Annotated in this window: 40 protein-coding genes and 1 pseudogene; 39 read left to right on the forward strand and 2 right to left on the reverse strand. The window is 24.3% G+C overall.

Annotated features, from left to right (window positions below; genetic code table 11):
* The first annotated feature begins 156 nt into the window (after positions 1-156).
* The 33 genes and pseudogenes from IC213_RS18295 to IC213_RS18455 all read left to right on the forward strand — a co-directional run bounded on the left by IC213_RS18295 (position 157) and on the right by IC213_RS18455 (position 20,926).
* Positions 157-501 carry a hypothetical protein gene (locus IC213_RS18295; RefSeq protein WP_227863369.1) on the forward strand — a complete coding sequence of 115 codons (345 nt, stop codon included), beginning with the start codon at positions 157-159 and terminating at the stop codon, positions 499-501.
* A 107-nt stretch (positions 502-608) separates the two neighbouring features.
* Positions 609-809 (forward strand): annotated as a pseudogene (locus IC213_RS18300) (hypothetical protein); the annotation flags it as partial.
* Between the two features lie 95 nt (positions 810-904).
* Positions 905-1,108, forward strand: coding sequence for a helix-turn-helix domain-containing protein (locus IC213_RS18305; protein WP_227863371.1), 204 nt, complete (start codon positions 905-907; stop codon positions 1,106-1,108).
* A 293-nt stretch (positions 1,109-1,401) separates the two neighbouring features.
* Complete coding sequence (locus tag IC213_RS18310; RefSeq protein ID WP_227863372.1) at positions 1,402-1,671, forward strand: hypothetical protein; 270 nt, start codon at positions 1,402-1,404, stop codon at positions 1,669-1,671.
* 95 nt (positions 1,672-1,766) lie between these two features.
* On the forward strand, positions 1,767-1,955 hold the full coding sequence (locus tag IC213_RS18315) for a hypothetical protein (protein ID WP_227863373.1): 189 nt from the start codon (positions 1,767-1,769) through the stop codon (positions 1,953-1,955).
* Positions 1,956-2,081: 126 nt separating this feature from the next.
* Positions 2,082-2,417 (forward strand): hypothetical protein, encoded by a 336-nt coding sequence (locus IC213_RS18320; protein WP_227863374.1) that lies wholly within the window; start codon positions 2,082-2,084, stop codon positions 2,415-2,417.
* A 24-nt stretch (positions 2,418-2,441) separates the two neighbouring features.
* Entirely contained in the window at positions 2,442-2,720 is a 279-nt protein-coding gene (locus IC213_RS18325) for a hypothetical protein (protein WP_227863375.1), read from the forward strand.
* 36 nt (positions 2,721-2,756) lie between these two features.
* Complete coding sequence (locus IC213_RS18330; protein WP_227863376.1) at positions 2,757-3,296, forward strand: antirestriction protein ArdA; 540 nt, start codon at positions 2,757-2,759, stop codon at positions 3,294-3,296.
* A gap of 64 nt (positions 3,297-3,360) precedes the next feature.
* Entirely contained in the window at positions 3,361-3,501 is a 141-nt protein-coding gene (locus IC213_RS18335) for a hypothetical protein (RefSeq protein ID WP_227436898.1), read from the forward strand.
* A gap of 12 nt (positions 3,502-3,513) precedes the next feature.
* On the forward strand, positions 3,514-3,858 hold the full coding sequence (locus IC213_RS18340; protein WP_227863377.1) for a hypothetical protein: 345 nt from the start codon (positions 3,514-3,516) through the stop codon (positions 3,856-3,858).
* A gap of 17 nt (positions 3,859-3,875) precedes the next feature.
* Positions 3,876-4,379: a hypothetical protein gene (locus tag IC213_RS18345; protein ID WP_227853412.1), complete on the forward strand. Its 504-nt coding sequence runs from the start codon at positions 3,876-3,878 to the stop codon at positions 4,377-4,379.
* 48 nt (positions 4,380-4,427) lie between these two features.
* The gene (locus tag IC213_RS18350) at positions 4,428-5,039 is read left to right on the forward strand and encodes a hypothetical protein (protein WP_227863378.1); all 612 of its coding nucleotides are present in this window, start codon (positions 4,428-4,430) and stop codon (positions 5,037-5,039) included.
* Positions 5,040-5,279: 240 nt separating this feature from the next.
* Positions 5,280-5,780: a hypothetical protein gene (locus IC213_RS18355; RefSeq protein ID WP_227863379.1), complete on the forward strand. Its 501-nt coding sequence runs from the start codon at positions 5,280-5,282 to the stop codon at positions 5,778-5,780.
* Positions 5,777-5,935, forward strand: a complete 159-nt coding sequence (locus tag IC213_RS18360) for a hypothetical protein (RefSeq protein WP_227863380.1) — start codon at positions 5,777-5,779, stop codon at positions 5,933-5,935. The genes IC213_RS18355 and IC213_RS18360 overlap by 4 nt, the downstream gene beginning before the upstream one ends.
* A complete protein-coding gene (locus tag IC213_RS18365; RefSeq protein ID WP_227863381.1) occupies positions 5,932-6,498 on the forward strand; it encodes a hypothetical protein in 567 nt (188 codons plus the stop codon). Before IC213_RS18360 ends, IC213_RS18365 begins: the two co-directional genes overlap by 4 nt.
* Positions 6,499-6,584: 86 nt before the next feature.
* Complete coding sequence (locus IC213_RS18370) at positions 6,585-8,024, forward strand: hypothetical protein (RefSeq protein ID WP_227863382.1); 1,440 nt, start codon at positions 6,585-6,587, stop codon at positions 8,022-8,024.
* A 99-nt stretch (positions 8,025-8,123) separates the two neighbouring features.
* Positions 8,124-8,381 (forward strand): hypothetical protein, encoded by a 258-nt coding sequence (locus IC213_RS18375; RefSeq protein WP_227863383.1) that lies wholly within the window; start codon positions 8,124-8,126, stop codon positions 8,379-8,381.
* Positions 8,374-8,727, forward strand: a complete 354-nt coding sequence (locus tag IC213_RS18380; protein ID WP_227863384.1) for a hypothetical protein — start codon at positions 8,374-8,376, stop codon at positions 8,725-8,727. The genes IC213_RS18375 and IC213_RS18380 overlap by 8 nt, the downstream gene beginning before the upstream one ends.
* Before the next feature lie 109 nt (positions 8,728-8,836).
* Entirely contained in the window at positions 8,837-9,019 is a 183-nt protein-coding gene (locus tag IC213_RS18385; protein WP_227863385.1) for a hypothetical protein, read from the forward strand.
* A 107-nt stretch (positions 9,020-9,126) separates the two neighbouring features.
* Positions 9,127-9,699 (forward strand): integrase, encoded by a 573-nt coding sequence (locus tag IC213_RS18390; protein ID WP_227863386.1) that lies wholly within the window; start codon positions 9,127-9,129, stop codon positions 9,697-9,699.
* A gap of 15 nt (positions 9,700-9,714) precedes the next feature.
* Positions 9,715-10,134, forward strand: coding sequence for a hypothetical protein (locus IC213_RS18395; RefSeq protein ID WP_227863387.1), 420 nt, complete (start codon positions 9,715-9,717; stop codon positions 10,132-10,134).
* 133 nt (positions 10,135-10,267) lie between these two features.
* The gene (locus tag IC213_RS18400) at positions 10,268-11,197 is read left to right on the forward strand and encodes a hypothetical protein (RefSeq protein WP_074438453.1); all 930 of its coding nucleotides are present in this window, start codon (positions 10,268-10,270) and stop codon (positions 11,195-11,197) included.
* Between the two features lie 3 nt (positions 11,198-11,200).
* On the forward strand, positions 11,201-12,736 hold the full coding sequence (locus tag IC213_RS18405) for a hypothetical protein (RefSeq protein WP_074438452.1): 1,536 nt from the start codon (positions 11,201-11,203) through the stop codon (positions 12,734-12,736).
* A 507-nt stretch (positions 12,737-13,243) separates the two neighbouring features.
* Positions 13,244-13,510, forward strand: a complete 267-nt coding sequence (locus IC213_RS18410) for a helix-turn-helix domain-containing protein (protein ID WP_219673406.1) — start codon at positions 13,244-13,246, stop codon at positions 13,508-13,510.
* Between the two features lie 70 nt (positions 13,511-13,580).
* The gene (locus tag IC213_RS18415; RefSeq protein WP_219673405.1) at positions 13,581-13,826 is read left to right on the forward strand and encodes a hypothetical protein; all 246 of its coding nucleotides are present in this window, start codon (positions 13,581-13,583) and stop codon (positions 13,824-13,826) included.
* A gap of 1 nt (position 13,827) precedes the next feature.
* Complete coding sequence (locus IC213_RS18420) at positions 13,828-14,214, forward strand: retropepsin-like aspartic protease (RefSeq protein WP_227863388.1); 387 nt, start codon at positions 13,828-13,830, stop codon at positions 14,212-14,214.
* 29 nt (positions 14,215-14,243) lie between these two features.
* A complete protein-coding gene (locus tag IC213_RS18425) occupies positions 14,244-14,507 on the forward strand; it encodes a helix-turn-helix domain containing protein (RefSeq protein ID WP_219673403.1) in 264 nt (87 codons plus the stop codon).
* 72 nt (positions 14,508-14,579) lie between these two features.
* Positions 14,580-15,758, forward strand: coding sequence for a hypothetical protein (locus IC213_RS18430; RefSeq protein WP_227863389.1), 1,179 nt, complete (start codon positions 14,580-14,582; stop codon positions 15,756-15,758).
* A 508-nt stretch (positions 15,759-16,266) separates the two neighbouring features.
* Complete coding sequence (locus IC213_RS18435) at positions 16,267-16,881, forward strand: hypothetical protein (protein ID WP_227863390.1); 615 nt, start codon at positions 16,267-16,269, stop codon at positions 16,879-16,881.
* A gap of 121 nt (positions 16,882-17,002) precedes the next feature.
* The gene (locus IC213_RS18440; protein WP_227863391.1) at positions 17,003-18,772 is read left to right on the forward strand and encodes an RCC1-like domain-containing protein; all 1,770 of its coding nucleotides are present in this window, start codon (positions 17,003-17,005) and stop codon (positions 18,770-18,772) included.
* A gap of 33 nt (positions 18,773-18,805) precedes the next feature.
* Positions 18,806-19,174, forward strand: coding sequence for a hypothetical protein (locus IC213_RS18445; protein WP_227436865.1), 369 nt, complete (start codon positions 18,806-18,808; stop codon positions 19,172-19,174).
* A 203-nt stretch (positions 19,175-19,377) separates the two neighbouring features.
* Positions 19,378-19,860 carry a CarD family transcriptional regulator gene (locus IC213_RS18450; RefSeq protein ID WP_227436863.1) on the forward strand — a complete coding sequence of 161 codons (483 nt, stop codon included), beginning with the start codon at positions 19,378-19,380 and terminating at the stop codon, positions 19,858-19,860.
* A gap of 352 nt (positions 19,861-20,212) precedes the next feature.
* Positions 20,213-20,926: a LytR/AlgR family response regulator transcription factor gene (locus tag IC213_RS18455; protein ID WP_227436862.1), complete on the forward strand. Its 714-nt coding sequence runs from the start codon at positions 20,213-20,215 to the stop codon at positions 20,924-20,926.
* A 467-nt stretch (positions 20,927-21,393) separates the two neighbouring features.
* On the opposite strand, the gene IC213_RS18460 is transcribed toward IC213_RS18455, so the two are convergent.
* Positions 21,394-21,747 carry a helix-turn-helix domain-containing protein gene (locus IC213_RS18460; RefSeq protein WP_074124351.1) on the reverse strand — a complete coding sequence of 118 codons (354 nt, stop codon included), beginning with the start codon at positions 21,745-21,747 and terminating at the stop codon, positions 21,394-21,396.
* A 182-nt stretch (positions 21,748-21,929) separates the two neighbouring features.
* On the opposite strand from IC213_RS18460, the gene IC213_RS18465 reads away from it, so the two are divergent.
* Together IC213_RS18465 and IC213_RS18470 are read left to right on the forward strand one after the other, a co-directional pair.
* On the forward strand, positions 21,930-22,085 hold the full coding sequence (locus IC213_RS18465; RefSeq protein ID WP_227436860.1) for a hypothetical protein: 156 nt from the start codon (positions 21,930-21,932) through the stop codon (positions 22,083-22,085).
* Positions 22,072-22,449, forward strand: coding sequence for an ORF6N domain-containing protein (locus IC213_RS18470; protein ID WP_227863392.1), 378 nt, complete (start codon positions 22,072-22,074; stop codon positions 22,447-22,449). Before IC213_RS18465 ends, IC213_RS18470 begins: the two co-directional genes overlap by 14 nt.
* Before the next feature lie 55 nt (positions 22,450-22,504).
* On the opposite strand, the gene IC213_RS18475 is transcribed toward IC213_RS18470, so the two are convergent.
* Entirely contained in the window at positions 22,505-22,861 is a 357-nt protein-coding gene (locus tag IC213_RS18475) for a helix-turn-helix domain-containing protein (RefSeq protein WP_227863393.1), read from the reverse strand.
* A 165-nt stretch (positions 22,862-23,026) separates the two neighbouring features.
* On the opposite strand from IC213_RS18475, the gene IC213_RS18480 reads away from it, so the two are divergent.
* From IC213_RS18480 to IC213_RS18495, 4 genes are all read left to right on the forward strand, one after another.
* The gene (locus tag IC213_RS18480; protein ID WP_227863394.1) at positions 23,027-23,191 is read left to right on the forward strand and encodes a hypothetical protein; all 165 of its coding nucleotides are present in this window, start codon (positions 23,027-23,029) and stop codon (positions 23,189-23,191) included.
* Between the two features lie 17 nt (positions 23,192-23,208).
* The gene (locus IC213_RS18485; RefSeq protein ID WP_227863395.1) at positions 23,209-23,925 is read left to right on the forward strand and encodes a phage regulatory protein/antirepressor Ant; all 717 of its coding nucleotides are present in this window, start codon (positions 23,209-23,211) and stop codon (positions 23,923-23,925) included.
* A gap of 63 nt (positions 23,926-23,988) precedes the next feature.
* Positions 23,989-24,213: a hypothetical protein gene (locus tag IC213_RS18490; protein ID WP_227436856.1), complete on the forward strand. Its 225-nt coding sequence runs from the start codon at positions 23,989-23,991 to the stop codon at positions 24,211-24,213.
* 23 nt (positions 24,214-24,236) lie between these two features.
* Positions 24,237-24,773, forward strand: coding sequence for a hypothetical protein (locus IC213_RS18495; protein ID WP_074438438.1), 537 nt, complete (start codon positions 24,237-24,239; stop codon positions 24,771-24,773).
* The last annotated feature ends 8 nt before the right edge of the window (positions 24,774-24,781 follow it).

Raw genomic sequence — 24,781 nt, forward strand, 5'->3', positions numbered from 1 at the left:
TACACAAAGATATACTTATTGCTAAAACAGATATAAACGAAGTAGATAAGCATCTAGATAGAATTGACAATAATATGAATTTTGTAGAAATGGCTACATCTAAAAATTGGAATGAGATTGCAAGACTCAAATCAATTAAGTAGGAGTGTGAATGCAATGTATGAAAAAATATTAGAATTATTACAAGAAATGCAAGCTAGTATCAAAGGGATACAAGGTGAAATCCAAGGATTTAATACTAGATTAGATGGTATGGACAAGAGATTTGATAGTATTGAAAGCGACATTAAGGACTTAAAGGCTGGGCAACATGAAATGCAAAAAGATATTATTGAAATTAAAACAGATGTAAAACATATTAAGACTGAATTAGAATACACAGAAAAACATGTAGTATCTTTAAAAGATGATATAACAGAAATCAAACAAGACTTAAATGCGACACAAATCATCACATCTAAAAATTGGTCTGATATAGAGAAACTCAAAGCTATTAAATAGGAGTGTGATTATTAATGGATGAAAAAATATTAGAATTACTACAAGAGATGCAAGGTAGTATTACAGAAATGAAAAAAGATATAGATACTAGATTTAGTAGTATTGAAAACAGACTTGATACAATGCAAGGTGATATTACAGAAATTAAATCAGATGTAAAAATTAATAGAAATACATTGGATGCAGTAATAAAACATACATCTACATTAGTTGGTGATACAGCAGATATAAAGGATGATTTAAACAATATAGAAATAGTAACATCTAAAAATTGGAACGACATTGCTAAATTAAAATCTGTTAAATAGTAGTACATAAAAGGACACTTGAATTATTAAGTGTCTTTTATATAACTCTTAAATATGATATTATTGTTCTATAATAGTATTATGGGGGGCATAAAATGAATTTAGATAAATTAAAAGAATTAAGAGAAAGCAGAGGTTACACACAACAGATGTTGAGTACATATATAAATATGTCAACTTCTACGTATAATGATAAAGAAAAAGGCAAAACCTCATTTAAAATAGAAGAACTTGAAAAAATAGCTAAATTATTAGGATTAAGCAAAGAAGAAATATTTGGATTACTTGACTTAGATTAATCGAGTAAAACAAAAAAAATAAAATCCGAAAAACACGTTGACAATATTCGTATAAGGATATATAATAAAAGTATCAAAAGAAATACAGAAACAAGTCTAAATCCGAAAAACAAGATTTTATAAAACGGATTTTAATGCACATTGATAATAGAATATGACATAGCAGTTGTGAGGTACTGCACTACCAAAAACATATCAAGTATTTAGTAAAATAATTTACGGATTCTTTTATTAAGTACTTGAATATAGTACTTACATTCATGATATAATAATAAAATAGGAGTGTGAACGTGATGGATGAAAAGATATTAGAATTATTACAGGAAATACAAAAAGATATTAAAGATTTAAAAGTTGGACAGGCTGAAACTAACAACAGGTTTGACAGTATAGAAAATAGACTTGATAGTATTGAAAAGAAACAAGATATTTTATATAATCAAGCTATTGCAACAGCTGAAAATATAACAGAGATAAGAGAAGATTTAGGAGATGTACAGGTCACAACGACATGTAATCTAAATGACTTAAAAGAATTAAAAAAACTTAAATCAGTTAAATAAGTAATACATAAAAAGACATCTTGATACTAAGGTGTCTTTTATATAAACTCTTAGTATGGTATTATTAAACAATAATATCATTGGAGGTATAACACATGTATGAACAAAGAAAAGCAAAAGTATTATTTACTACAAGTGGAGGAACTGCAAGTAAAGGCTCAGTCACAAATAGGGTTACAATTCCAACCACATGGATTAAGCATATGGATATAACTAAACTAGAGAGAGAGGTTTTATTAACTTTTGATGGAAATAAAATAATAATAGAAAAAATAGATGAGTAGATATAAAATCTACTCAAAAAAACAGTTGACCATTCGGACAGAATGAATTATAATAAAAATATAAAAACAAATAAAAAAATTTAATAAAACATTCGGACAGAATGAATAAAAAAGGGAGGATATAAAATGTTAGAAAATCTATTAATGAATTGCTTAGGTATAGAAGAGAGAGAAGAGTTTAGGGGGATTAATGAGGGAAAAAATAGAAAAATCAATTTGAATTTAAACTGTGATAGGGCTTTTGTAAGATGCAGATTTAGAAGATATTTATTGAAAACAGATAAAAAGGTATTGATAATGAGAGATTCAGCACAAGAAAATACAAAATTCTATTTTGACAGTTGGAAATTAGATTTATCATCAGTAGAAGATATAAATAAAGTAATAACAGTCATTGAAAATTGGATAAAATACACAATAGATGCAAATAAATCTGAGCCATATAAAATTTGTTTTGAATAAAAAAATAAAGGGAGGATATAAAAAATGAAAAATTCTAAAATTAATAAATTATACAAAATGCAGGTACATAAAATAAAAAAATATTCAGATGAACCAGAAGAAACAACAACGGTTTATGCTTTTCCTAGGAAATGGGATAAAAAGATGATATCTCACTGGTTATATGTAAATGGAATAGAAAATATAAAAATAATATCAGAGTACGAAAGAGAATATTATGGTTATTCTATGAATCTACATTATAAAACAAGTGTAGAATTTAGAAAAAATCATGTTTATGTTACAGATTATTATGACTGTTAATAAGATTTTTTAAGCAAATAAAAGGGGGATATAAAAATGCTAAATATATACATAACTAATTTAGGGAAATATAACGAAGGTGAACTAATAGGAGAATGGGCTAAACTTCCAGTAAACGAGGAAGAATTACAAGAAATATTAAATAGAATAGGGATAAATGAAGAATATGAGGAATATTTCATAACTGATTTTGAAACAGATATGAAAGGATTGGAAATAGAAGAATATAGCAACATAAAACAATTAAATCAATTAGCTGAGAAAATTGAAAAACTAGATATAGCTGAGTTTGGACAATTAGAGGCTTTACTTGAAGGTGACTATATAGATATTGATACAATACTTGAAAATGATATTTCTAATTTATTAGAAAAACACGATTTTACATTGCTGGATAATGAAGGTAATACTAGCAAAGAAATTAATTTAGCATGTAATTTTATTGAAAATTTAGGTGGAATTAATGCATTAGATATAGAGACACTTAAAGAGTATTTTAACTATGAAAGATATGGTAATGACTTGACTATAAGAGGTGCTTATATAGCATCAAATAATATAGCTGTAATTAATTAAACAAGTTTTAGGGCGTTCTTTAAAAACGCCACTTCCAATAAAAAAATTGAAAGGGGAATAAATTATGAAAAAATTAATAATCAAGATAAAATTGTTGTTTAAAAAGGATTTAGATAGTAGCTATTGGAGTAATACAGAAAGTATTTTATTAAAATGTGGGAATAGTAATCAGTTAGAATTATTAAAACAAGCTAATAAATTATAGGGGGTAATAATTATGAGATACATCTCAAATTTAGGAATTTATATCACAAAATTAGAAGATTTAAGGGATAAAATTGATGATGATTTATACAATTGGATAGAAATACATCAAGATACTGAGGGGTACAAGGATAAGTTTGAAGAGTTAAAAGAAGAGTTTGATTATTATACAGATGTAGCAAAATCCAACGATGTATGTTTTTCAGAAATATCATCTTTGTTAGAAAGTAGTATTGAAACTTTACATCAACTTGAAGACTATATAATTGAAAATGATAGATTAAATAGAAAGAAAATCTTATCTTTTATATCTTCTGTGAACTTAAAAGAAATAGAAGAAACGATTGACTGTAAATAAAATAGGGAGGTAATAACATGAATAAGATGCTTATATTCCATGATGAAGAAGGACATCCAGTTTTTCAAGTACTTGTAACAAATGTAAAAAAATATACTAGGCAAAATGTTATATTTGGATTGGTAGATAGCTTTATTAAAAAAAATGTAAATAATATTAATTTAAATGATGGGAAAATATATGATAGTTTTAGTTGGGCAGTCTTTACTATATCAAAAACAAGAAGTTATAAATTAAAACTTAACCTTACTGTAGACTATAATGTATTAATTAAAAAGTTAGATATTAAAAGAAGTAAAAGAGAAAGCAATTCTAAAACAGAAAAAGAATTGTTTTATATAGGGATAGGATGGTTTAAAAGAAAAGAAATATATAACTTACTAACTACACAAAATAAAATTAAGTATGAAGAGTATGATATTTTGACAATAGATGAGGATATTTATATAAGAGCATATAATGAAAAATGCAGAACGATATTATTTTATAATAATTATCAAAAAATATTAAAAGAAGTATAAATAAAATTCAACTTTTAAGTTGGTATAAAATATTAGGAGGATATAAAAATGAAAAAAATATTATTGTTTGAAGGTGCTGGAATGAATATATATGAAAAGGGTTCAGATGTTGGAAATCATAGAATTAGAACCGCTTTTATAAATGGTAATGGAGATAAAATATATTTAGAGCTAGGAGGAAGTATACTAAATTGTAAAATTTCAAAAAGATTTGGGTGGTATACACATATTGACCATTGTTTTAACATTAGTGTATCGACTGATGAAAATGTTTCAAGAATAAAATTGAATAATACATTTTTCAATGGCTATTCAAAAAGTGACTTAACAAATTATATAAACAAAAATTTTAATTGTAAGTTTGAAACTATAGAGGTTTTAGATTGGATGGAAGGCTATAGAGTGCATGGGAATAGAAATGAATACAATTTGATGGACGACCATGAGTTAAATAGGGAAAGAGCTATAGCAAGAAATAAAGCATACGAAAAAATAGATAAAGAAATAAGAGAAAAATTAGGAGAAAAATATTCTAAAATAAGCCTTTACTCTATGGATGAAGAGTCTATAACTATCAGATGTTATACATATGAAAAAGACTTATATAAAATAGGCATGAGTAAAGATAATAGATTATTAAAAATACCAGTTAATTATTAAATTAAAAAAAATTGAATTGAGAATAAAAACATTTAAAATATTAATTTTAATAGGATATTCAAGTTGTCAAATCACTATTATTATAGGTATATTACTATAGATTAATTGATAATGATAGTGATTTGATAAAACGATTTTAAAAAGTATAAAAATGCAAAGGTATAAATACATTAAGAAGTTATTCAAAGAGCTTATACGAGCTTGTACGAGTTCTTGATTATAAACTAGGAGGGTACTAAAATGAAAAATTTAAAAAGTATGATTATAGGAATGTTATTAGGTTTAATTATTATAGGAGTTGTTGGAGCAATAGAAGTTAAGGCTGCCGAATTAGATAATTTTTATGTAGAAACTCCAGATAAAGTTGTGGAAGTATTAGAAGATGAAAGTATAATCTTATATGATACTAAAGAAAAAGTTTATAATTTCTATCCAATTTGTTTGGGAGATTGGAACTATAGTTTTGATAATAAAAAAGATTTAGACAGAGCGGTTAATACTTATAAAGAGTTATCTAGTAATATAAGTCATTCAAGTGATGTATATATGGTTAACAAGTTGAATAACAATGGAAACATTAAAATATTTTTAAGTGATGGAAGTTCAATTGTATATATAAGAGATAATAGTAAATATTATTTTTATCCTTCTTGTATGGGTGACTGGTACTTAACATTAGATAACTTAGATGATTTAAAAAGTTGTATAAATACTTATTTTGATGCCGAGGTTTCAATATGATACTATATATGAAAGATATATATAAGATAAGTTTAGAAGATGCTTCTATGTTAGCTGAAAAAGGATTTTGTTTTATTATAAAAGATGGAAAGCTAAAAGGTTTTAAATCTGAAAAAATAAATAAAAATGAAGATATACAGGAGGGACAAAAATGAAAAAATTTTTAAACTATATTAATGAAGATAACTATGAGTTCTTTGTAAATGTTAATACTAAGGAAGAGTTAGAGAACAAAATAGCTGAATACTTACAAAGTGAGGATTTAGAAGTTGAAGATTTAGAAATAAATTGGACTGGCGAAGGAGAATATTGCTTAGTTGGTAAAGATTTTGGTGTAAATGTAGTATGTAGAGTTGAAGAATGTATCGAAAATGAATTATATAATTTTGAATTCCCATTTAGCTTAAATTTAGATTTATTTAAAAACTTTTCTAAATGGGTGAAGGATACAAAAGAAGCTGAAAAATGCAAATATATATATTTAGTAAATCATAACAAACATGTTGTTACACCAAATGAATATGAAATACAATACATATTGTATTCTAGTAAAAAAATAAGCAATGTTATAGAATATCTATCAAATGAAGAAGATTTATTCATAGGAGAGTTTGGAGAGCTTGGAGCAAATTATTTTGTTGAAGAACTTGAAGAGTTTGATATAGAATGTTTAACACAATATAAAGTAAGTGAAGATTTAAAAACAATAATAAACTAACATATTAATAGTTTTATGAAAGATGATATAATTTATATTAAAAGATATATATCTTTTAATATACGTAAAGAAATGAGGGTTTTTAAATGGAACAGGAATTGAATATAATACCATTTTTAGCTGAAGCTCTATCAATAAATAAAAAGTGTTATAAACTCATAGATAAGTATTATAATGAAAATAAATTGAAGTATTTAAATCTAGCTAAAGAAAATGTTTTTTATAATTCAAGGATAGCAAGTGAAGGAAGTATAATTCAAGAATATTATTTTAAGAAAGCATTAGGTATATTATTAAGTGAAGAAAATGATATACTAATTAATATATTAAAATCTGGATATAAAGGAGCGTATAAATATGTAGATTCAATACAAATTTTTAAGTTAAGTAGTTTTGTAAAGAAACTTATGTTAAAAAATAAAATTGAAAAATTTTCAGATGATGAATTAAATGGTAATATGTTAATTGCAATTTCTTTATGTGAAGCGTTAGAGAAAGAAATTGACGAATCAGATGAAATATATATAAAAGTAATTAGAAATTTGATTTTAAGAGATGAAAATTATAGATATGAAAAAATTTTTTCTATAGATAAATTAAGTAAGGATGAACAAAAACTTATTAATAAAATAGAGTTAAAATTAAAGTCTACATATCTAAAAGAATATATACCAAGCTCTTATACAATTGGAATTGATGGGAATACAGCAACTCTTAATTTAGATGATTTAACAGATTTAGACAGAAAACTTTTAGGATTTGATTATATATATGACTTAGAAGAATTAAGTTTAATTTCAATTGTAGGAAAAGACATATTTAAATCTAAACAAATACAAGAACTAATTTTATGTTATTGTAATTTACAAAAAGATATAGAAAATGAAAATAGCATCAATTATGAGGATTTATTTAGATTTATAATTCCCGCTATAGACATAAGATATTTGGCAAGAGAATATAAAAAAGCGAAACAATTTTTCTTTGATAATTTTGATGAAGAATTAAAAGAATCTATAAAAGAAAAAGATGTTGAATTGGATAATTTTAAAAAAGAAAATTCATTGTTACAAGATGAAAATAAAAAGTTGAAATTAGAGCTAGAGCTATTACAAAAAGATAAAAATAGATTAGAAAGTGAAATTAAAGAACAATATACCTCTAAGGAAGAATTAGTTCAGTTAAGAAATTTTATGTTTAATCAGCAACAAGAGCAAGATGTAATAACAGATGAAAGTATAAATTTAGAAAATATAAAAGGAATAATTTTTGGTGGCCATCCAAACTGGATTTTAAAAATGAAAGAAAAATTAACTAATTTTGAATTTATACCAGCAGATACAATTAATTTTAATGTAAGTATATTAGATAGTTATGAGTATGTATTTATAAACACTAGTTTTATAGGACATGCCATGTATTACAAAATTATAGAAAATCTAAATGTAGATAACAAACTTAGATATATAAATAATATAAATGTAGATAGAGCAATAGAAGATATTAAAAATTCTATTAGCGTTTAATATTAAAATGGAGATTTAAGGTTACTGAAAGTCAAAGACAATTTTCAAAATGTATTGATTATTATATAAAAAATAATAAATAAAAAGGAGTTGTAATTTATGGAAAATGTTACTGAACAACAAATTGAAAAAATTGTTAATGAATTGTATGAGATAGAAACTAGTGAAGGATGTCACGAAGATTATATTGAAGATTACGAAAGCAAAGTAGATTTTTATTTAAGCAATGTTACGTCTGATACATACGAAACTTATGTAAAAGAGTATTGTTCCCAAAATTTCGATGTATTTGTTTCTAATGAATTGTGTTTTGAAATAATAGATGATTTGATTAATAAAATTAAAAATAATGAATAAAAGGAGTTATTTATATGGGAAATATTTTAAAGAAGAATGGCATTACATACCCGATTTTAGATTTAAAATAAATGATATAGAAGAGTGTACAATAAGAGTTAATAATTTAAAGGTAGATATGAAAATGAGTCAAGATTTTAGATTTAAGGGAAATATGGAATATATATTGTATATTCTATACAACCATGAGATTTTCACAAAAGAATATAATGAGGTTTTAGACTTGGAACAGCCTAATGAATGTGACCAATTTTGTGATGAATTATCAGAACTTAGAGGCAAGGTTGAGGAAGGTATTGAGCAATATCTAAAAGATAATGATAAACTAACAGAAGTAGAATATTAAACGTAATTGAATTTACTTTAAAAAATTATAAAGCTTAAAAAACTGTATTGTTGAAATACAGTTTTTTAATATAAAAGATATTAAAATAACCATTTTAAAAGGAGGAAAAATGCTTAAAACATTATTTATTGCATTAGCAATTTGTGTGATTATAAGATTATCTATATTAACATTTAAAAAGGCTTTGAAATTCTTAAATATGTTTGAAAGTAAGAAAGAAAGTTTTATTGGCTGGCTTATTTTAGTTGTATGGAGTTTAATCATCTATTGTTTGATGGACATAATATTGTAAAAATATGATATAGTTTATAAATATATGTAGATAAAAGATAGAATTAAAAGATTAACATAGTATGACAATCGTAATCTCATATAGTATACTTAAATTGAGGTGATTACATGACTTGGAATGATTTAAAAAATAATGATATAACATATATAGTTGAATATATTAATAATAAGTTAAATAATAGTAAGAGCTTGACTAAAGTTGCCATAGAGCTTGGTGTATCTGAAAGTAGTGTAAGAAAATATCTCACTAAAAGAGGTTATAAGCGTATAAATGATGAGTATGTATTTGGTGACAATGGTATGACAAAGGTAATAAATAATAAATCACAGAGTAATAATGATAGTATATTTAATATGACAATAGAAGATGACAGCAGTCATAACATAGTAATTGACAATCAATTTAAAAATAACATAATTTCTTTAGCAAAAGACTACGACAAGATACAAGATGTATTAGACTGGTTTGAGAATAAAGAAGATACAAATAATGTAATAGAGGTTGTACAAGATGGTATTAAGATTGATTTACCTTCAAAAGATGCTATAAGAACTACAGTTAGGTTGAATAAAGATACTTGGAATTTATTTGATGACTTTTGTGAAAAATTCAGAGAGTTTAACAAATCCGACCTAATGAGCATGGCATTGCTTGAATATATAAAAAAATATGATAAGTAGGTGTTTGAGATTAGTATGAATAGTTTTAAGAATAAATTTTTAAACTTTGATATTTGCCTTGAAAAACATTATGAGAGCATGACTATTCTTAATCAGAATACAAAAATGTACACAGGTAAATACATGGTTTTTGATAAATTTGATTTTTGGCAGCTAGATATTCCTTTCAATACAAAAGATAATGCTTTAAATTACATAAATAAACTACTAGATGTAAAAACTCAACAAGAATATAATTTTTTAAAGTGGTGTACACAAAAAAATATAAAAGAAGGTAGTAAAATAGAATTTGAAGATGGAAAGCAAGGAATTGTTTTAGGCTCTGAACATGCTGATGGTAATATTAAATATATTCCACTTAAAAAAGATGGTACTAAAAGTAAGATGAGAAGAATATTGTATAAAAATATTAAATTCAAAGTTTTAAAGTATTAGAAAAGAAATTAAAATCGTAGTTTTAATATAAATAATCTCATTATTTGAGGTTATTTTTTTATTTTTTTATTTAAATCGGAGAAGGTAAATGCTATAATACATATATATAATAAAAAAAGGGATGTTTGAACATATGAATTATAATTTAAAAAACGAGAATATATTATCTGAACTATTACAAAATGAAGATGAGAAAACGAGAATTGGTATACTTAAAGTTTATAAAGTACTAATATTTTGGTTTGCTAAGGAAGAAAAACTTATTGAAAAAGAAAATTATTATATTGTTGAAATAGTAGACAATGACAAAGAACAAATTGTAAGAGATATGAGTCAGGATAAAACATACAATGCTATAATGGCTATAATTTTCAAGATTAACAAGATATTTAAAACTTTAAACTATGATATTCACTTTTCTAAACCAAAGGATTTAGTTGCTGAATTTGATTTATCAAAATACCTAACAAAAGATGAAGTCCTTCAAGTATGTAACAAGTTAACTAATGCACAAGATAAGTTTATAATTTACGCAGCTTTTTGTGGACTCATTGGTAAAGATGCTGAAGATATAAGGGGTATAAAAATAAAAGACATAGATTTAGAAAAAAAATTAATAAAATTAAAGGATACAGAGTTTAAATTGGACAAGTTCTTATTTGATTTTACAAAAGAAACATTAGAGCAGAAAGAGTACAAACAATATCTAGAGCAAGGTAGTAATGCGGCTGAATTTTATCTATTTAATTCTAATTCTGAATATCTAATTAAAACTAAACCAGATGCTAGATATGGAAATGGATTAAAAGAGATAGGATACTCAACAATTCGTAAAAGATTACTTATAATTAATGATTACTTAGATAATAAAGTGCAGTTGAATTTCACTAATCTAAAAATTTCTGGTATTATGCATCAAATGCAAGTAAATGAAAAAAAATATACTCAATCTGGTTGTTGGACGAACAAAAGTTTAAAAGAGTTCAAAGAAGATAACAATTTAAATTTTAAGATACAGGAAGTTTTATCTATTTATAAGCAAAAATATGTTAAAAAGGAGTAATCTATGAGTAAAGATATAAAAGAAAATAACATAAATCTAAATAAAATAGATTTAATTATACATGCTATTTATGATACAGAGACATTTAAATTATTAACAAAAAAGTTTTTTGAGATTTTCAGAATACGAAATGATTTACCTACTGAAAAAGTAAAGCCTATTTTTGAAGATTTTGTATATTCTACAATTGCTGATAAGATTGATGAATTGGATACTCCTACCAAAGCTAAACGATTAAGAAAAAAACATAGTAAAAATGCATGGGACTTAAAAAAAAGATGGATGAGAATGACATTAGAGTCTATGAATAAAACAGCAAATAAATTATTGAAAAAGGAATATGGAATTGTTAAGGGTGAATTTATAAAAACTGGTAGGATTATTACTGCCGCTGTGGATAGTCCTGAAGAATTACTTGAAATAAGAAAAGATTTTCTTGAACAATGGTCTTCAAATTTATCTTATAAAATATCTGACTATATTTATCTTGAAGAGCTAAGTGATAGTAAAATTAATTCAGCCTTTTCACACGATTTGATTCTATGTGTCACTAAGATATTACAAGATGAATATGAATTTGATATTAATAAGATAATTATTAAAAGTCCATCACAATTAGCCCCTGGTATATTTATACCTCACACTAGAGGGAGAAAAATAAATCACTTAAATGTAGCAAGAAAAGATGAGAATTTATATCAATCACATCCATATGATGCTATAAACGATTCTGGTACACAGATAGATATGTTTTATGAATTTAATTTAGACCCTAATTCAAGTGATATTAAAAACATTGATGGATTAAAATTAGAACTTACTAATCAAACAACAGAAAAAAAAGCTATTAGTAAATTATTCTTAGACAAACAAGACTTAGATATAATCAGATTTGCTTATTCATATAGTTATTTAAATTCATATACTTTTTTCTTATCAGATTTATTAAAGTATCTAGGATTGACAGATGCTAAAGCAAACTATCAGAAAGTAAGAGATAAATTAATGAAGTTACCATTTTATACTTTTTATACTGAGACGTATGAAAAAGATGGTAGCTTAAAATCTCAAACAAGTTTTAACCTATTTTCAAGAATTCATATAGAAGAAATAAATGGAAGAAATGCTGTTCAAGTTACAAAAGCATTTGTTGAAGAAATTGAAAGAGTTTCAACTGAATTAATGTATAAAAATGAATTAAAAAAATTAAAACTACCACAGTCTATCAACTTAGCTTACTTACTTGAAGGTAGAAGAAGCTTTGAAATTAGTCAAGGAGTAAATATAGTGGACAAAAAGTACACATTTGATATAGAACAACTAAAGTGGTATGTACATTTAAATAATAAAAATAAACTAAAAGACAATATGAAATATATTGAAGATGGTCTTAAAGAAATTATGGAAAACCAATTTATAATAAAAAAATACGATGTAGGATATGGATATTTTGACATTTGGTTCTATGAGGATGTTGAAAAAAGAAAATGTTTAATAAATAATACAGTTTTATCTTTACCCTCTTATATAGTAGATTAAAAAATAATGGTCTGTACTCCGTAGTAATTAATCTTATATGTTTCTTATTACTCGAATTTTAAAATTAAAAACTATGAATAATGGCCTGTGCTCCGTAGTAATTGTTTTTTGGTATTTTTCAAAAAGTACAAATAATGGCCTGTGCTCCGTAGTAATTCAAAAAACCACTAAAAAAGCTGTTTTTTGAGATAAAAATAATGTCGAAAAATTTTTTTTATTCTAAAATTCAGCTTTTACACCTCTTGAAATTGCTGCTCTCTAATATGAATAATGGTCTCAGCTCCGTAGTAATTCAGAAGTATTGAAATAACTATTCTCCAATATGAATAATGGTCTGTACTCCGTAGTAATTCAAATAGACAAAAACTTTTAATTTGGTTAATATAAGCTTATATAAATATAAAATTTTTAGATTATTTTTTTATAACAGACTATTTTCCATAATAATCCATATAGAAAATAATGGTCTGTACTCCGTAGTAATTAATCTTATGTAAGGAGAGAATTATGAGTCTTAAATATAATGATGAAGAGTTTGTTTTGGTTAAAGCTAGTGAAATCAGTCAATTACAGAAAAAAAATATAGAATATATTGATTTGCAAGGGAATTTCTATGCTATTGATAAAAAGAAAATTGGTAGAAAAAAGAGATTCACAGAAGAAATGCAGGAGCAAATAAGAACTGAACTTAAAACTGATACTATCAGAAATATAGCAAAGAAATATGGTACAAGTACTGAAACAATACAAAATATAAAAAAATATAAATATTAACATTTATATCGGTTTTATTTTATGATACAAGATGTTATAATATTCCTATAGTATAAAGGAGTTGATTTCTATGAAATGGTCAGAAGTTAGAAATTTATACCCTAGTTCATTTGTAAAATTAGAAATTTTAGAATCACATATACAAAACGAAAAAGAGTATGTAGATGAAGTAGCTCTTATAAAGCTTATTCCTGACAATAAAGAAGCTCTAAAAGAATTCAATAGATGTAAAGATAAAGAGATTGTATATAACACCAAGAATAAAGAATTTGTAATAGATATCATAAAACATATTGGTATAAGAAGAGGTTTGTAGTATGAAAAATTTCAAATATAAAAATGGACTATTATATACAGATATAGAAATCTTAATTGAAAATAAAAGTATCCTTGTAAAAGATATCATCATTGATACTGGAGCATCTCATACTATAATATCATCTCCTTATTTAGAAGAGTTAGATATTGGATTTAATGATGATGATACAATTGTAAAGGCTTCTGGTTATGGTGGAACTTTTCAATATTCAGTAAGGAAATTAGTTAATAAGGTTACTTGTGGAGATATAACTCTTGAAAATATGAAATTATATTTTGGAGAGATTGATCCAAAAGAAAAAGTAAATGGTTTATTAGGATTAGACTTTTTAATAAGTGCTAATTTGATTATTGATTTGGTAGATAATTTATTAATAAAAAAATAAAACATGTTTATATAAGGAGTTATCACAATATGAGTATTAAATATAAAGATAAAGTAGTCTTTATTGTAGATAGTTCAGAAAAAGAGAAACTAGATAAATCAGGAATTGCATATGAAACTTTAGAAAATGAAAATTATTATGTAGTTAAACAAGGAAGAAGAAATAAAAGATTTAATGATGAAATGCAAAAACAAATTAGAGAAGAATTAGAAAATAGTACTATTAGGACAATTGCTAAAAAATATAAGACAAGCACAGGTATAATACAAAGTATAAAAGATTTTAAATATTAATTGTTTCTCTGTTTACAATAAGAAACAAAATTAGTATACTTATATTATAAATTAAGAAAGGAGGATTGTAATATGCAAGAATTAAAACCAGTTGCTAGAATATCAAAATCAAAACTAAAAGATATCTTAGATGTTTTTAAAACTTCTATAAGGAAAGTAGAAAAAATAGATTATTCTGCTTGTAATTCTTGTGCTATAAAAAATAATCCTTCTTTTGACAATACTAAATTAAATGAATTTTGTTCAAATTGTCCTAAATTAAAAACTATATCAGAGTTTTCTTATGTTACAGAAAAAGAAACAGAGCTAGGTACAATAGAGATTGTAACCAGTGAAAGTAAATGTATGACTTTAAGTAAAAGTGCTATAAAACAGTATTTAGCATATCACTTTATAGTATCTAATAAAAATTATGTTAGAAAATCAGTATCATTCAAAAACATAGCTGATATATGCAATGTTTCTGTTGTTACAGCTAGACATAACCATAATGTATTACTACAAGTTGGATTAGTTTATTCTACAGAAATAAAAAGAGGTAAGTTCGATATAGTCATAGATGAAGAATATAAGAATCATCTTAAAAAAGAAGATGGTGGAAAAGGTTACTTAACTATGTCATTAGATACTTTAAATCACTTATTAAGTTTTGAAAATGTAAATGAGTTAAAACTTGAAATTAAAAAGTTAATTTGGGCTGATGCTAAAGGAAGTAAATTAGGTAAAAGAATACGATTTAAAAAAGATAATCTTATCTCTATACTTCCAGAATACATAAAGAAATCAAACAAGCGTATAGATACCTTTCTAAGAAGTTCTAAAACTTTATTCGATGTAAGTAATGATACAATAGATACAAAGCGTTATGAGACGAAAGAAAGCATCTCAGAGAAATATACAGAATCTGTAAGAATAAAAATATTAAAATTCTTTGATGATACAGGATGCTCCTTGAGTTCTAATTATAGTAAAGTATTATCTCAGATAAATTTAGATAGATATAATTTATTTGAAGAAGATTTAAGAAATAAATTAGAGATGGAAAAAGACATTATTATAAATGACTTAGTTGGATTATCGGTTCAATATGGAGTTAACAGAGTTTTAGCAGCATTAGATTATATGTTTAATAAATATACAGTTGATGAAGAAGATGCAAATTATAATGAAATAAATAATCCTGGTGCATTTATAAGAACATTGATTGTTCAGAGCATAAATAAAAATGGAAGTTTAGCAATAGCAATTTAATATATGGAGTAGTTCAAAAAAATTGATTTTGACTACTCCTATTAGTGTTTGTATTCAAATTATGAAATACTCAAATAGAACTATAAAGAGTTTAAAATCTCTATTAGTTCTATTTTTTTATGCTTATTTTAATTAAATTATATACACAATAGAAAGTTTTTTATACATAATAATAACTTAATTTTCCATTATATAAATATAATTATACAATTTAATAAAAAACTTATTCAAAAAAAATAATAATACATCAACAATATATTATTATTAAAAATTAATTTTTATTGTATTTATTGCAATTACTTAGTCATAAGAATTTTTATTATTTCCTAATTATTGACTTTAATCTATGATTTTAATTATTGATATTAAATTTTGTTTTAACTTACTGAATAAGAATACAAATAATAGTTTGAATTTCTTCTAATAAAAATAATATTGTCGAATAATTCAAATTTTTATTAGAATATAAAATGTTATAATTAAATCATAGGATATGGGGGGATTGAAAATGAATAATGATGAAAAAGTAGAACTAAAAGAGAAAAAGGGTATAGTAAAATTTTTAAAAAAGTATCTAAAAATTATAATTTCTTTTTTAATTGGGTTTATACTAGGTGCTTTTTTATTTATGCAAAAAGATGTAGAAAACAATAATAGTTCTGAGGATAATAATTCGCAAGAACAAACAAATAATGAAAATACCTCAGGAGAACAAGAAAGTACAACTGTTGCATTGAATGAAAAATATACAGTCTCATCATCAGAAGGTGATTTTGCTATAACAATTACTGGAGCAAAAAAAGTAAACTGGTGGTCAAAAATGAAAGACAATAATGACAAGCAAATAGTTGCATTAAATTATGAAGTTGAGAATATAAATATTCCTGATGAGGGCATAAATGTAGATGATGATTATTTTATAGTGTCAGATGATAATGGATACGTTTTAGACAATTTTAGTGCATGGTATGATGACCAAAATGGTTCACCTGAAAAAGTAGCTGAAGGGATGAAGAGTAAATTTACTTTACCATATATAGCAGAGCCAGATATTAAATCTGTTGATGTTATTCTTTTTAAAGGAAGTGATGCTGAGGCAAAAATTAATTTATCATTAGAATAAAAATTTAAGCAATAACTTTATAAGGTTATTGCTTTTTATCTGCTTTATTTTTACAAATTATCCCATAAGTATACTATAATTATCTTGAGGAAAATAATCATATAGAGGGAGAAATTGGGGAATGGATAGATTTGAAATATTAAAATATTTGGAATTTGATATTTGGCATTCAGAATGGCCATTAGAGCTTCTCAAAGGGGCTATAACAAAAGATAATGCTACTAATAATTTATTATTACAACTAAAATTGTGTAATATATCTGATAAGGAGATAAAGTCTGCATATTTTAAAATAGAATGTTTTAATGATGCAGGAGATTTGATAGATGGTAATTTAAAGCATGTTTATCAAGATATAAACATTAAACCTCATGAATGTCTTGGTGATGACATTGCTATAAGAATAAATGATAATAAAACAAGAACAATAAATGTTATATTAGAACAAGTAGTGTTTTCAAATAATGAAGTCTATAAATATGAAAGAGAAGAAGGTTTAGTTATACCTGAATTAGATAAAATAGGATTGTTAAAAACAGAATTATTAGAAGAACTTAAAAAAGATTATGAAGAATATGACTTTGAATATGAAATTAAGTATATGCCTAATATAATAGAAAAAAAAGCATGGAATTGTTGTTGCGGTAAAATAAATAAATTAGAAAAAGATAGGTGTAATAATTGTAAGAGAAGTAAAACACTACAAATAAAAAAGATAAATAAAAATTATTTAGAATCTCTTCACAAAAAAAGCTTAAAAAATAAAAAAGAAATAGAAATCAAGCTTGAAAAAGATAATAAATGTAAAAAACATAAATTAAAGAATATAAATAAAAACAATAAAAAAAAGTCAATGTTACTAATAAGTATATTATTAATTTTTATTATCTTTATTGGTAAAAATATTATTAATAAGCATGTTTTTTTAGATGAAATAAAGTATAAAAATGAATATAATAAAAAAATATCTGTAGAAAAAGATAATGTATATATGTTAAAAGATAATGGAAAAGTAACACATAGAAAAGTGAATGGTGAAAGTAGTTCTATATCTGGTTGGGAAGATATAATATCTATAGTATCATATGAGGATTCAATAATAGGATTAAAAAAAGATGGTACTGTTGTTTCTAAAGGACTTGAAGATTCAGATTCAGATAATATTAGTAAATGGATAGATATAATAGATATAGAATGTGATAGTGGAACTTTTGTAGGATTAAAAAAGGATGGTACTGTCGTTGCTACTGGAAATAATGATTATGGTCAATGCAATGTAAAAAATTGGTCTGATATAGTAAGCATAGAGATAACAAAATCAACTATTGAGTATATGAAAAATACAACAGTAATAGGAATAAAAAAAGATGGAACAGTATTACTTACAGGATATGATAGTTCAACTCATAGAAAAGAAACAGATAAATGGAAAGGAATATCAAAAATAAAATGTGGTTCCTATAGTATCTTTGGAATAAAGAATGATGGAACAGTAGTTGTATCAGGTGGTGCTTATGATATTAAAAGTTGGAAAGATATAAAAGATATACATATTGGATTATGTGGGATAGTGGGGATAAAAGAAGATGGAACAATAATAAGTACAGATGAAAAATTTAATGAAATCATTAAAGATTGGAAAAATATTATTTCTGCTGAAATAATAGATAATCATGAAGGTGTTTCTATTATAGGAATTAATTCAAACGGAGATATTTTAACATCTAGTAGAGGTCAGAACTTAGATAATATAAAAAGATTAGAAGATGTGGAATATATAAATTTTGATGACCCTATTGATAATTTTTTAGTGGGCATAAGAAAAGACAATGTAATTTTTATAAGAGGAATAAACAATACTATAGCTGAAGAATACAATGAAGAAATATAAGAATAAATATTTTAATTTGGGGGTATAGAAAAAATGAAGAATTACATAGCAAGATGTTTATCAAATATGGGAGTATTTTTGGCAGGTATACAAGTATTAGCAGGTATAATAATCATGTGTCAAAAAGTAGAAATTCCATATGATTACTTATCAGATACTTATGAACAATATAGTCCTATTATGATTGGTATTGGTGCTGGAGTGATAGTTAGTGGAATAGTTATATGTTTAGTTTTAAAAGGATTGGCAGAGTTAGTTGAAAATTCTACTAATCAAATGGAATATCAGAAAGGGATATTAACTCTATTGAAAAATAACAATGGTATTATTAATGAATATGAAAATATTAGCAAAGTTAAGTTAGAAAAGCAATTTACAAATGAAGAATTACCAAAACTATAGACAAATATGAACCAGTTCAATATGAGCTGGTTTTATTATATTCTAATAGTAAAATTGTATGCATGTATTTATATATAAACTTATAATTATAATATAATAAAATTGACTTGTCAAGTAGTTTATGGTATAATATAAATTATTAGATAGTAAAAGCATTGTACCTAAGTTGCAATATCTAAAATCCAGTTATGGAGGTATAATATATGTATAAAATTGGTGAAAATGTAATGTATCCAAAAGAAGGAGCATGTTATGTGAGTGATATTGTAACAAAAGAAATAAACCATCAAGAACAAAAATATTATGAATTAATTGTTATTTTTAATAGTAGTCTTAAAATTTCTATACCAGTTAAAAATGCTAATAAAGTTGGTGTACGTAGAGTTATCAATGAAGGTGAAATTAATAAGCTCATTCAAGATATTGATAAGAGTAATGATATATGGGTGTTGGATAGAAAAGAGAGATTTAAATTGTATGATAAAAAACTTAAGTCAGGAAACATATTTGAAATAATAAGGTTGATTAAGATGCTTGAAATACAAAATTCTGCAAAGAAATTATGTAGTACAGATAAAGCTTTTTTAGTTAAGGCTCAGAAATTTGCTTTATCAGAATTAGCAGCTACTCAATGCAAATCTTATGAATCTGTATTGAAAGAGATGTCAGAACATATCTTAAATTAAAAATAATTAAACCAGCCAATAAGACTGGTCTTATTTTTTTTGACTAATAACTGATGTTAATTGTGTTAAATCTATATAAAAATATATAACATACTTATCTAATTACATATAAATACTAGATTTGCTTTTTTAATTCTCAAGAGATTCTTTAAAAATATTCTATTAAAACTCAGCACTAATTGAAGTGCTGAGTTTTTTATGTAACAATAAATTATATTAATATAAAAATATATTCTACATTTATAAAATGATAAAATAACCATTTATAATACATTAAATTACATTAAAGTAAAAAAAGTATATGTCGAAAATATATAATATTCAATGACTATATACTTTAAGGAGTGGTTTAATGATTATAATTATTTGTGAGAATAACGATATGCAAAGAGATATCCTCTATGATTTTATTAAGATATTTTTAAATAAAATCAAAATAAAGAAATATAAGACTTTATTGTTTAAGAATGGAGAGGATTTATTGCAAGAGTATCCAGAGAAAGTTGATTTAATTTTGATGGATATAAATTTAGGAGGCAGAAATGGATTTGATATTTCAAAAGATATTAGAAAATTTGATAAAGATGTAAGAATAATTTTTGCAACTGCATCAGATAAGTATGCTATTAGAGGTTATGAGATAAATGCATTTAGATATATGATAAAACCAATATATTATAAAGAGTTTGAAAAATCTATGCTTGACTTTGCAATTGATTGGAGAAAAAGAGAGGCTATTATTACAATAAAAAGAAAAAGTAAAATAATAAAAATAGACGAACATAATATTTTGTTTGTTGAAATAGTGAATAGAAAGCTAAGAGTTGTTACTAAAGATGAGGAGTATATAATAAATGATAAGATGGATTTATTTGAAGAAAAGTTGAAAGAGAATATTTTTTTTAGATGCCATAAGAGTTATCTTATAAATTTATTAGAAGTAACTGACTTTAATTATAACTTTGTTTATTTAACAATAGATAAAATAAAACTTAAAGTAGCTCCTAAAAAGACAAAAGAACTTAAAAAAAAACTAGCCGATGTTTTTAGTGAAATATTATGGTAAAGTAGAAAGATTTGTTTTTGTTAATCGAATGTATGTTCTTGATAAAAACATGGATAAGAGTTATAATATTATTGTGTAGGAAAATAGGAAAAATATTAATATTTTTGAACATTTTGACATTAATTGTGATTTTAGTGTTGAATTTCTGTTAAAAAAATTTTATCATTTAATCAGAGAAATCTACTATTATAGAGTGGAAGGTTGTTAATTATAAATGATTTTAATTTATTTAAAATAAAATTTTTTGTTTCTTAAAAGAACGAATGTTCTGTAAAAGTGTAGACTGAGGGGATGTTTATTAAAAGATATTAGATTATCTTGCTTAATTTATAATGCACATATGGGGGTTATATACTAATGAAAAGACAAGTCATGAAAGAAATACTTAAAATGCTAGAAAAAATGGATTTATCTTATTTACTCATAATCAAAAGTTTTGTATCTAAATTAAAATAGCCCTTATTGGGCTATTTACTAAGTTTATCAATTACTTTCTGTATAACTTCTCTTTCATCATCAGTAAGCTCAGCAAATGTTAAGAATACTTTTTTTAAAAATTCATCATTACTTGAAAATGTTTTACCCATCATTGCTGCTAATTCAATATCATCTATATTTTTAAACATTTCTCCATTTCCATTTCGCAACCAGTCCTCATTTACATTAAAAACTTCACATATTTGAGATATATGACGCTCAGTAATATTTCTTTCTCCATTTTCTAATTTTGAAATAGATGCAGATGTTAATTTTAATTTATCACCAAATTCTTTCTGAGATAAACCTAATTCTTTTCTTAATTTTTTTAAATTACATATCATTGTGTTCAAGTCATCACCTCCAATAATTAAATTATACAGTTCTATATTGACAAAGTCAATAAAAATGATTCTGATATGAAACAAAGTACAAAAATATATTGACAAAGTATAATATTGAATATACAATGTATTTATGATAATGAAATAAAAAATGTACAAAATTAATAAAGGAGAGTGAGTTCATGAAAAATAAAAGATACAAAGAATTAATAAAAATGATATATTCCTTTAAAAATATAACAAATAAAAATCAAAATATTGTATATGAATTGTCTTTAGAAATTATCTCTAATAGGAAAGATAGAATAGGAGGAGTGATTGAAAATGAAAGATATTAAAGTTAAAGGTCAGCAGAGATTCATGAATCTAGAGATACCTATTATAGAAGGTGGTTTTGGTGAAGATAAAAAATGTATAACAGACAAAACTATCTCAGAAATACACAATATGGATATAAAACATGTTAGAGAGTTAATAAATAGGAATATTAGAAGATTTGCAAATACTATTGATTTTATAGATTTAAAAGTGGTCGTTGATAACGACCACAATTTAGAAGTATTGGGGTTGCTTGGTTATAGAAAAATGCAAATATCAAAAGCAAATAATATTTATCTTTTATCTGAAAGAGGATATTCAAAATTAATTAAGATGATGGATACAAAAAATATAATTAGAAAATTTATAATTACATTAATCTAGGAAGTAGTAAAAAGTTAGAAGATTTTAATTAATATATATTAAAGAGTAGAATTTTCTACTCTCTAGTGATATTAAAATTATTTTTATGTTTTTTAAAAGTATTAATTAAATCTAAAATATACAATTGTTCTTCTTCTGTTAATTCTTTGGATAAACTATATATTTCAGATAAAACTTTTTCACTTTGAGAAACATTATTTTTTTTAAACTGTTCTCCAGTACCAAGCAGTAACCACTCTTTGTTTACATTTAATATATTACACAATGCATCTAATACAAGTTGTGTAGGTTCTGTTTTACCATATTCTATGTTTGTTATTACACCACGAGAACATTTTAATTGTTCGGCAAGGCTTTCCTGTGATATACCTTTAGATTTTCTAGTTTCTTTTAGTCTGTCACCTATGTTCAATTTTATTACTCCCCTCTTTAATATATAGGATAAGTATAATACAAAAAAAAAGTATTGTCAATACAAAAAAGTCTTAAAAAGACATAGTATATAAAAAAAATGCATTGACAATTCATAAATAATGGTTTAAAATGAATTTACAATACAAAAAGAGGAGGGGGTTATATGAAAAGTACATCAAAGTATAATAATTTAGATTTTCCAAAAGAAATAATGTATGAAGCAAAAAAGTTGTCTTTAGAGGATCAAAGAGCTCTGCTAAAAGTCATAGAAAATATGCATTTTAAGAAGCTAAATGTTTTAAAAAGTAATAACAATCAATTTAGATAAAAAAGGAGGTATTTAAAATGAATAAAATAGTAATAAAAAATGTAGACGGAAAATTACTAGTTACTAGTAGAGAAATAGCTGAGAATTTTAAGAAACAACACAAAAATGTAATTCAATCTATAGAAAATATCAAGGCTGAAAATTCAGCTTTGACTAAAATGTTTGTTGAAAATAGCTATATAGCTGGTACTGGTAAAAGTTATAAAGAATATTTAATAACAAGAGATGGATTTACATTATTGGTTATGAGCTTTACTGGAACAGAGGCTTTAAATTGGAAACTTAAATACATAGAAGCTTTTAATAAAATGGAACAAATGTTAAAAGAGCAAAGACTTGATTTACCAACTACATATAAAGAAGCATTACAACATCTTCTAGTCAAAGTTGAAGAGAATGAGAAATTGCAAATAGAAAATGAAGAAATGAAACCAAAAGCAAGTTATCATGATAAAGTTTTAAATCCTGAAAAATTAGTGATTACAACAGATATTGCGAAAGATTTAGGAATGTCTGCACAAGGTTTAAATGCTTTGCTGTATACGAATAAGATAATATACCCAGTCAAGAAAAATGGAAGGACTAAATGTTGGAAACCTTATAAGGATTACCAATGGTTGATACCTGAATATGCAGATTTTAAAATAAGTGAATATGATACACAATTAAAATGGACTGAAATAGGTAGAAAATGGTTGATAGAATTTGTAGAGAACATTAAAAAAATAAGTTAAAGCAAGAAGTTAAAATGTACTTTGAAAATTAAATATTTAAAAACATAAAAGATAGGTGATTAAATGATAAAACAAATACTAAATAAAAGAGGTAGTCTATTAAATCTAGCAAGTGAGTATTTGACAGAACAAGACTACCTCGACTTTCAAGGATGGTATACACATAGATATAGTAAGCTGAATGCTTATGATGCTTCTATAAATGAATATTTAAATTATAAAAATGACAAAAAATTAATAACTTATGTATTTAATTTAAAATTTCAAGAAGCTCTCATAGAAATATAATATTACTAAAAATGGTGATTGAAATGAATTATAATTATATAACTAAAATTGACTTGAAATATGGAAATACACAATTTGGATTTGAGAAATATAGCGATGCTTTAAACAAGTACAGAGAACTTAAAGAAGAATTTAAGTATGTTCCATGTGTTATAAAACTTCATTCATATGTAGCACATCAAGATTTATATGTGAAAGAAATTAAAGCTGATGGTTTTGAAAAGAAATATTCAGATACTAAAAGTTTAATAAATTTATTCAAGGAAGATAAACAAAGAATATTAAATGAATTAAGTATCTGTGATAGAAAAAGAGAAGAAATACTACATATGATAGAGGAAATGAATTTAGATATAGCCTCTTTAAATTATAAAATTGATACTATTAAAGAATTAAAAAATATTTTAGTTAAAAGGAGGTTAGTAAAATATGAGTTAAACAAATATTTAGCATTTGATAATACTTTAAATGAAATTAATCAAAAACTAGATAAGTATGAAACTAAATATAAACCACTAGAGAATCAAGGGAAGAGTAAATTTAAGAAAAATAAAAAGTAGGTGATTAA

The organism is Clostridioides sp. ES-S-0049-02 (assembly GCF_020658465.1).
GTDB lineage: Bacteria > Bacillota > Clostridia > Peptostreptococcales > Peptostreptococcaceae > Clostridioides.

Bases quoted from the DNA above. Each gene is read 5' to 3' on its own strand.
- IC213_RS18295 (WP_227863369.1), top strand. From the start codon at position 157: ATGTATGAAAAAATATTAGAATTATTACAAGAAATGCAAGCTAGTATC.
- IC213_RS18305 (WP_227863371.1), top strand. From the start codon at position 905: ATGAATTTAGATAAATTAAAAGAATTAAGAGAAAGCAGAGGTTACACA.
- IC213_RS18310 (WP_227863372.1), top strand. From the start codon at position 1,402: ATGGATGAAAAGATATTAGAATTATTACAGGAAATACAAAAAGATATT.
- IC213_RS18315 (WP_227863373.1), top strand. From the start codon at position 1,767: ATGTATGAACAAAGAAAAGCAAAAGTATTATTTACTACAAGTGGAGGA.
- IC213_RS18320 (WP_227863374.1), top strand. From the start codon at position 2,082: ATGTTAGAAAATCTATTAATGAATTGCTTAGGTATAGAAGAGAGAGAA.
- IC213_RS18325 (WP_227863375.1), top strand. From the start codon at position 2,442: ATGAAAAATTCTAAAATTAATAAATTATACAAAATGCAGGTACATAAA.
- IC213_RS18330 (WP_227863376.1), top strand. From the start codon at position 2,757: ATGCTAAATATATACATAACTAATTTAGGGAAATATAACGAAGGTGAA.
- IC213_RS18335 (WP_227436898.1), top strand. From the start codon at position 3,361: ATGAAAAAATTAATAATCAAGATAAAATTGTTGTTTAAAAAGGATTTA.
- IC213_RS18340 (WP_227863377.1), top strand. From the start codon at position 3,514: ATGAGATACATCTCAAATTTAGGAATTTATATCACAAAATTAGAAGAT.
- IC213_RS18345 (WP_227853412.1), top strand. From the start codon at position 3,876: ATGAATAAGATGCTTATATTCCATGATGAAGAAGGACATCCAGTTTTT.
- IC213_RS18350 (WP_227863378.1), top strand. From the start codon at position 4,428: ATGAAAAAAATATTATTGTTTGAAGGTGCTGGAATGAATATATATGAA.
- IC213_RS18355 (WP_227863379.1), top strand. From the start codon at position 5,280: ATGAAAAATTTAAAAAGTATGATTATAGGAATGTTATTAGGTTTAATT.
- IC213_RS18360 (WP_227863380.1), top strand. From the start codon at position 5,777: ATGATACTATATATGAAAGATATATATAAGATAAGTTTAGAAGATGCT.
- IC213_RS18365 (WP_227863381.1), top strand. From the start codon at position 5,932: ATGAAAAAATTTTTAAACTATATTAATGAAGATAACTATGAGTTCTTT.
- IC213_RS18370 (WP_227863382.1), top strand. From the start codon at position 6,585: ATGGAACAGGAATTGAATATAATACCATTTTTAGCTGAAGCTCTATCA.
- IC213_RS18375 (WP_227863383.1), top strand. From the start codon at position 8,124: ATGGAAAATGTTACTGAACAACAAATTGAAAAAATTGTTAATGAATTG.
- IC213_RS18380 (WP_227863384.1), top strand. From the start codon at position 8,374: ATGAATAAAAGGAGTTATTTATATGGGAAATATTTTAAAGAAGAATGG.
- IC213_RS18385 (WP_227863385.1), top strand. From the start codon at position 8,837: ATGCTTAAAACATTATTTATTGCATTAGCAATTTGTGTGATTATAAGA.
- IC213_RS18390 (WP_227863386.1), top strand. From the start codon at position 9,127: ATGACTTGGAATGATTTAAAAAATAATGATATAACATATATAGTTGAA.
- IC213_RS18395 (WP_227863387.1), top strand. From the start codon at position 9,715: ATGAATAGTTTTAAGAATAAATTTTTAAACTTTGATATTTGCCTTGAA.
- IC213_RS18400 (WP_074438453.1), top strand. From the start codon at position 10,268: ATGAATTATAATTTAAAAAACGAGAATATATTATCTGAACTATTACAA.
- IC213_RS18405 (WP_074438452.1), top strand. From the start codon at position 11,201: ATGAGTAAAGATATAAAAGAAAATAACATAAATCTAAATAAAATAGAT.
- IC213_RS18410 (WP_219673406.1), top strand. From the start codon at position 13,244: ATGAGTCTTAAATATAATGATGAAGAGTTTGTTTTGGTTAAAGCTAGT.
- IC213_RS18415 (WP_219673405.1), top strand. From the start codon at position 13,581: ATGAAATGGTCAGAAGTTAGAAATTTATACCCTAGTTCATTTGTAAAA.
- IC213_RS18420 (WP_227863388.1), top strand. From the start codon at position 13,828: ATGAAAAATTTCAAATATAAAAATGGACTATTATATACAGATATAGAA.
- IC213_RS18425 (WP_219673403.1), top strand. From the start codon at position 14,244: ATGAGTATTAAATATAAAGATAAAGTAGTCTTTATTGTAGATAGTTCA.
- IC213_RS18430 (WP_227863389.1), top strand. From the start codon at position 14,580: ATGCAAGAATTAAAACCAGTTGCTAGAATATCAAAATCAAAACTAAAA.
- IC213_RS18435 (WP_227863390.1), top strand. From the start codon at position 16,267: ATGAATAATGATGAAAAAGTAGAACTAAAAGAGAAAAAGGGTATAGTA.
- IC213_RS18440 (WP_227863391.1), top strand. From the start codon at position 17,003: ATGGATAGATTTGAAATATTAAAATATTTGGAATTTGATATTTGGCAT.
- IC213_RS18445 (WP_227436865.1), top strand. From the start codon at position 18,806: ATGAAGAATTACATAGCAAGATGTTTATCAAATATGGGAGTATTTTTG.
- IC213_RS18450 (WP_227436863.1), top strand. From the start codon at position 19,378: ATGTATAAAATTGGTGAAAATGTAATGTATCCAAAAGAAGGAGCATGT.
- IC213_RS18455 (WP_227436862.1), top strand. From the start codon at position 20,213: ATGATTATAATTATTTGTGAGAATAACGATATGCAAAGAGATATCCTC.
- IC213_RS18460 (WP_074124351.1), bottom strand. From the start codon at position 21,747: ATGATATGTAATTTAAAAAAATTAAGAAAAGAATTAGGTTTATCTCAG.
- IC213_RS18465 (WP_227436860.1), top strand. From the start codon at position 21,930: ATGAAAAATAAAAGATACAAAGAATTAATAAAAATGATATATTCCTTT.
- IC213_RS18470 (WP_227863392.1), top strand. From the start codon at position 22,072: ATGAAAGATATTAAAGTTAAAGGTCAGCAGAGATTCATGAATCTAGAG.
- IC213_RS18480 (WP_227863394.1), top strand. From the start codon at position 23,027: ATGAAAAGTACATCAAAGTATAATAATTTAGATTTTCCAAAAGAAATA.
- IC213_RS18485 (WP_227863395.1), top strand. From the start codon at position 23,209: ATGAATAAAATAGTAATAAAAAATGTAGACGGAAAATTACTAGTTACT.
- IC213_RS18490 (WP_227436856.1), top strand. From the start codon at position 23,989: ATGATAAAACAAATACTAAATAAAAGAGGTAGTCTATTAAATCTAGCA.
- IC213_RS18495 (WP_074438438.1), top strand. From the start codon at position 24,237: ATGAATTATAATTATATAACTAAAATTGACTTGAAATATGGAAATACA.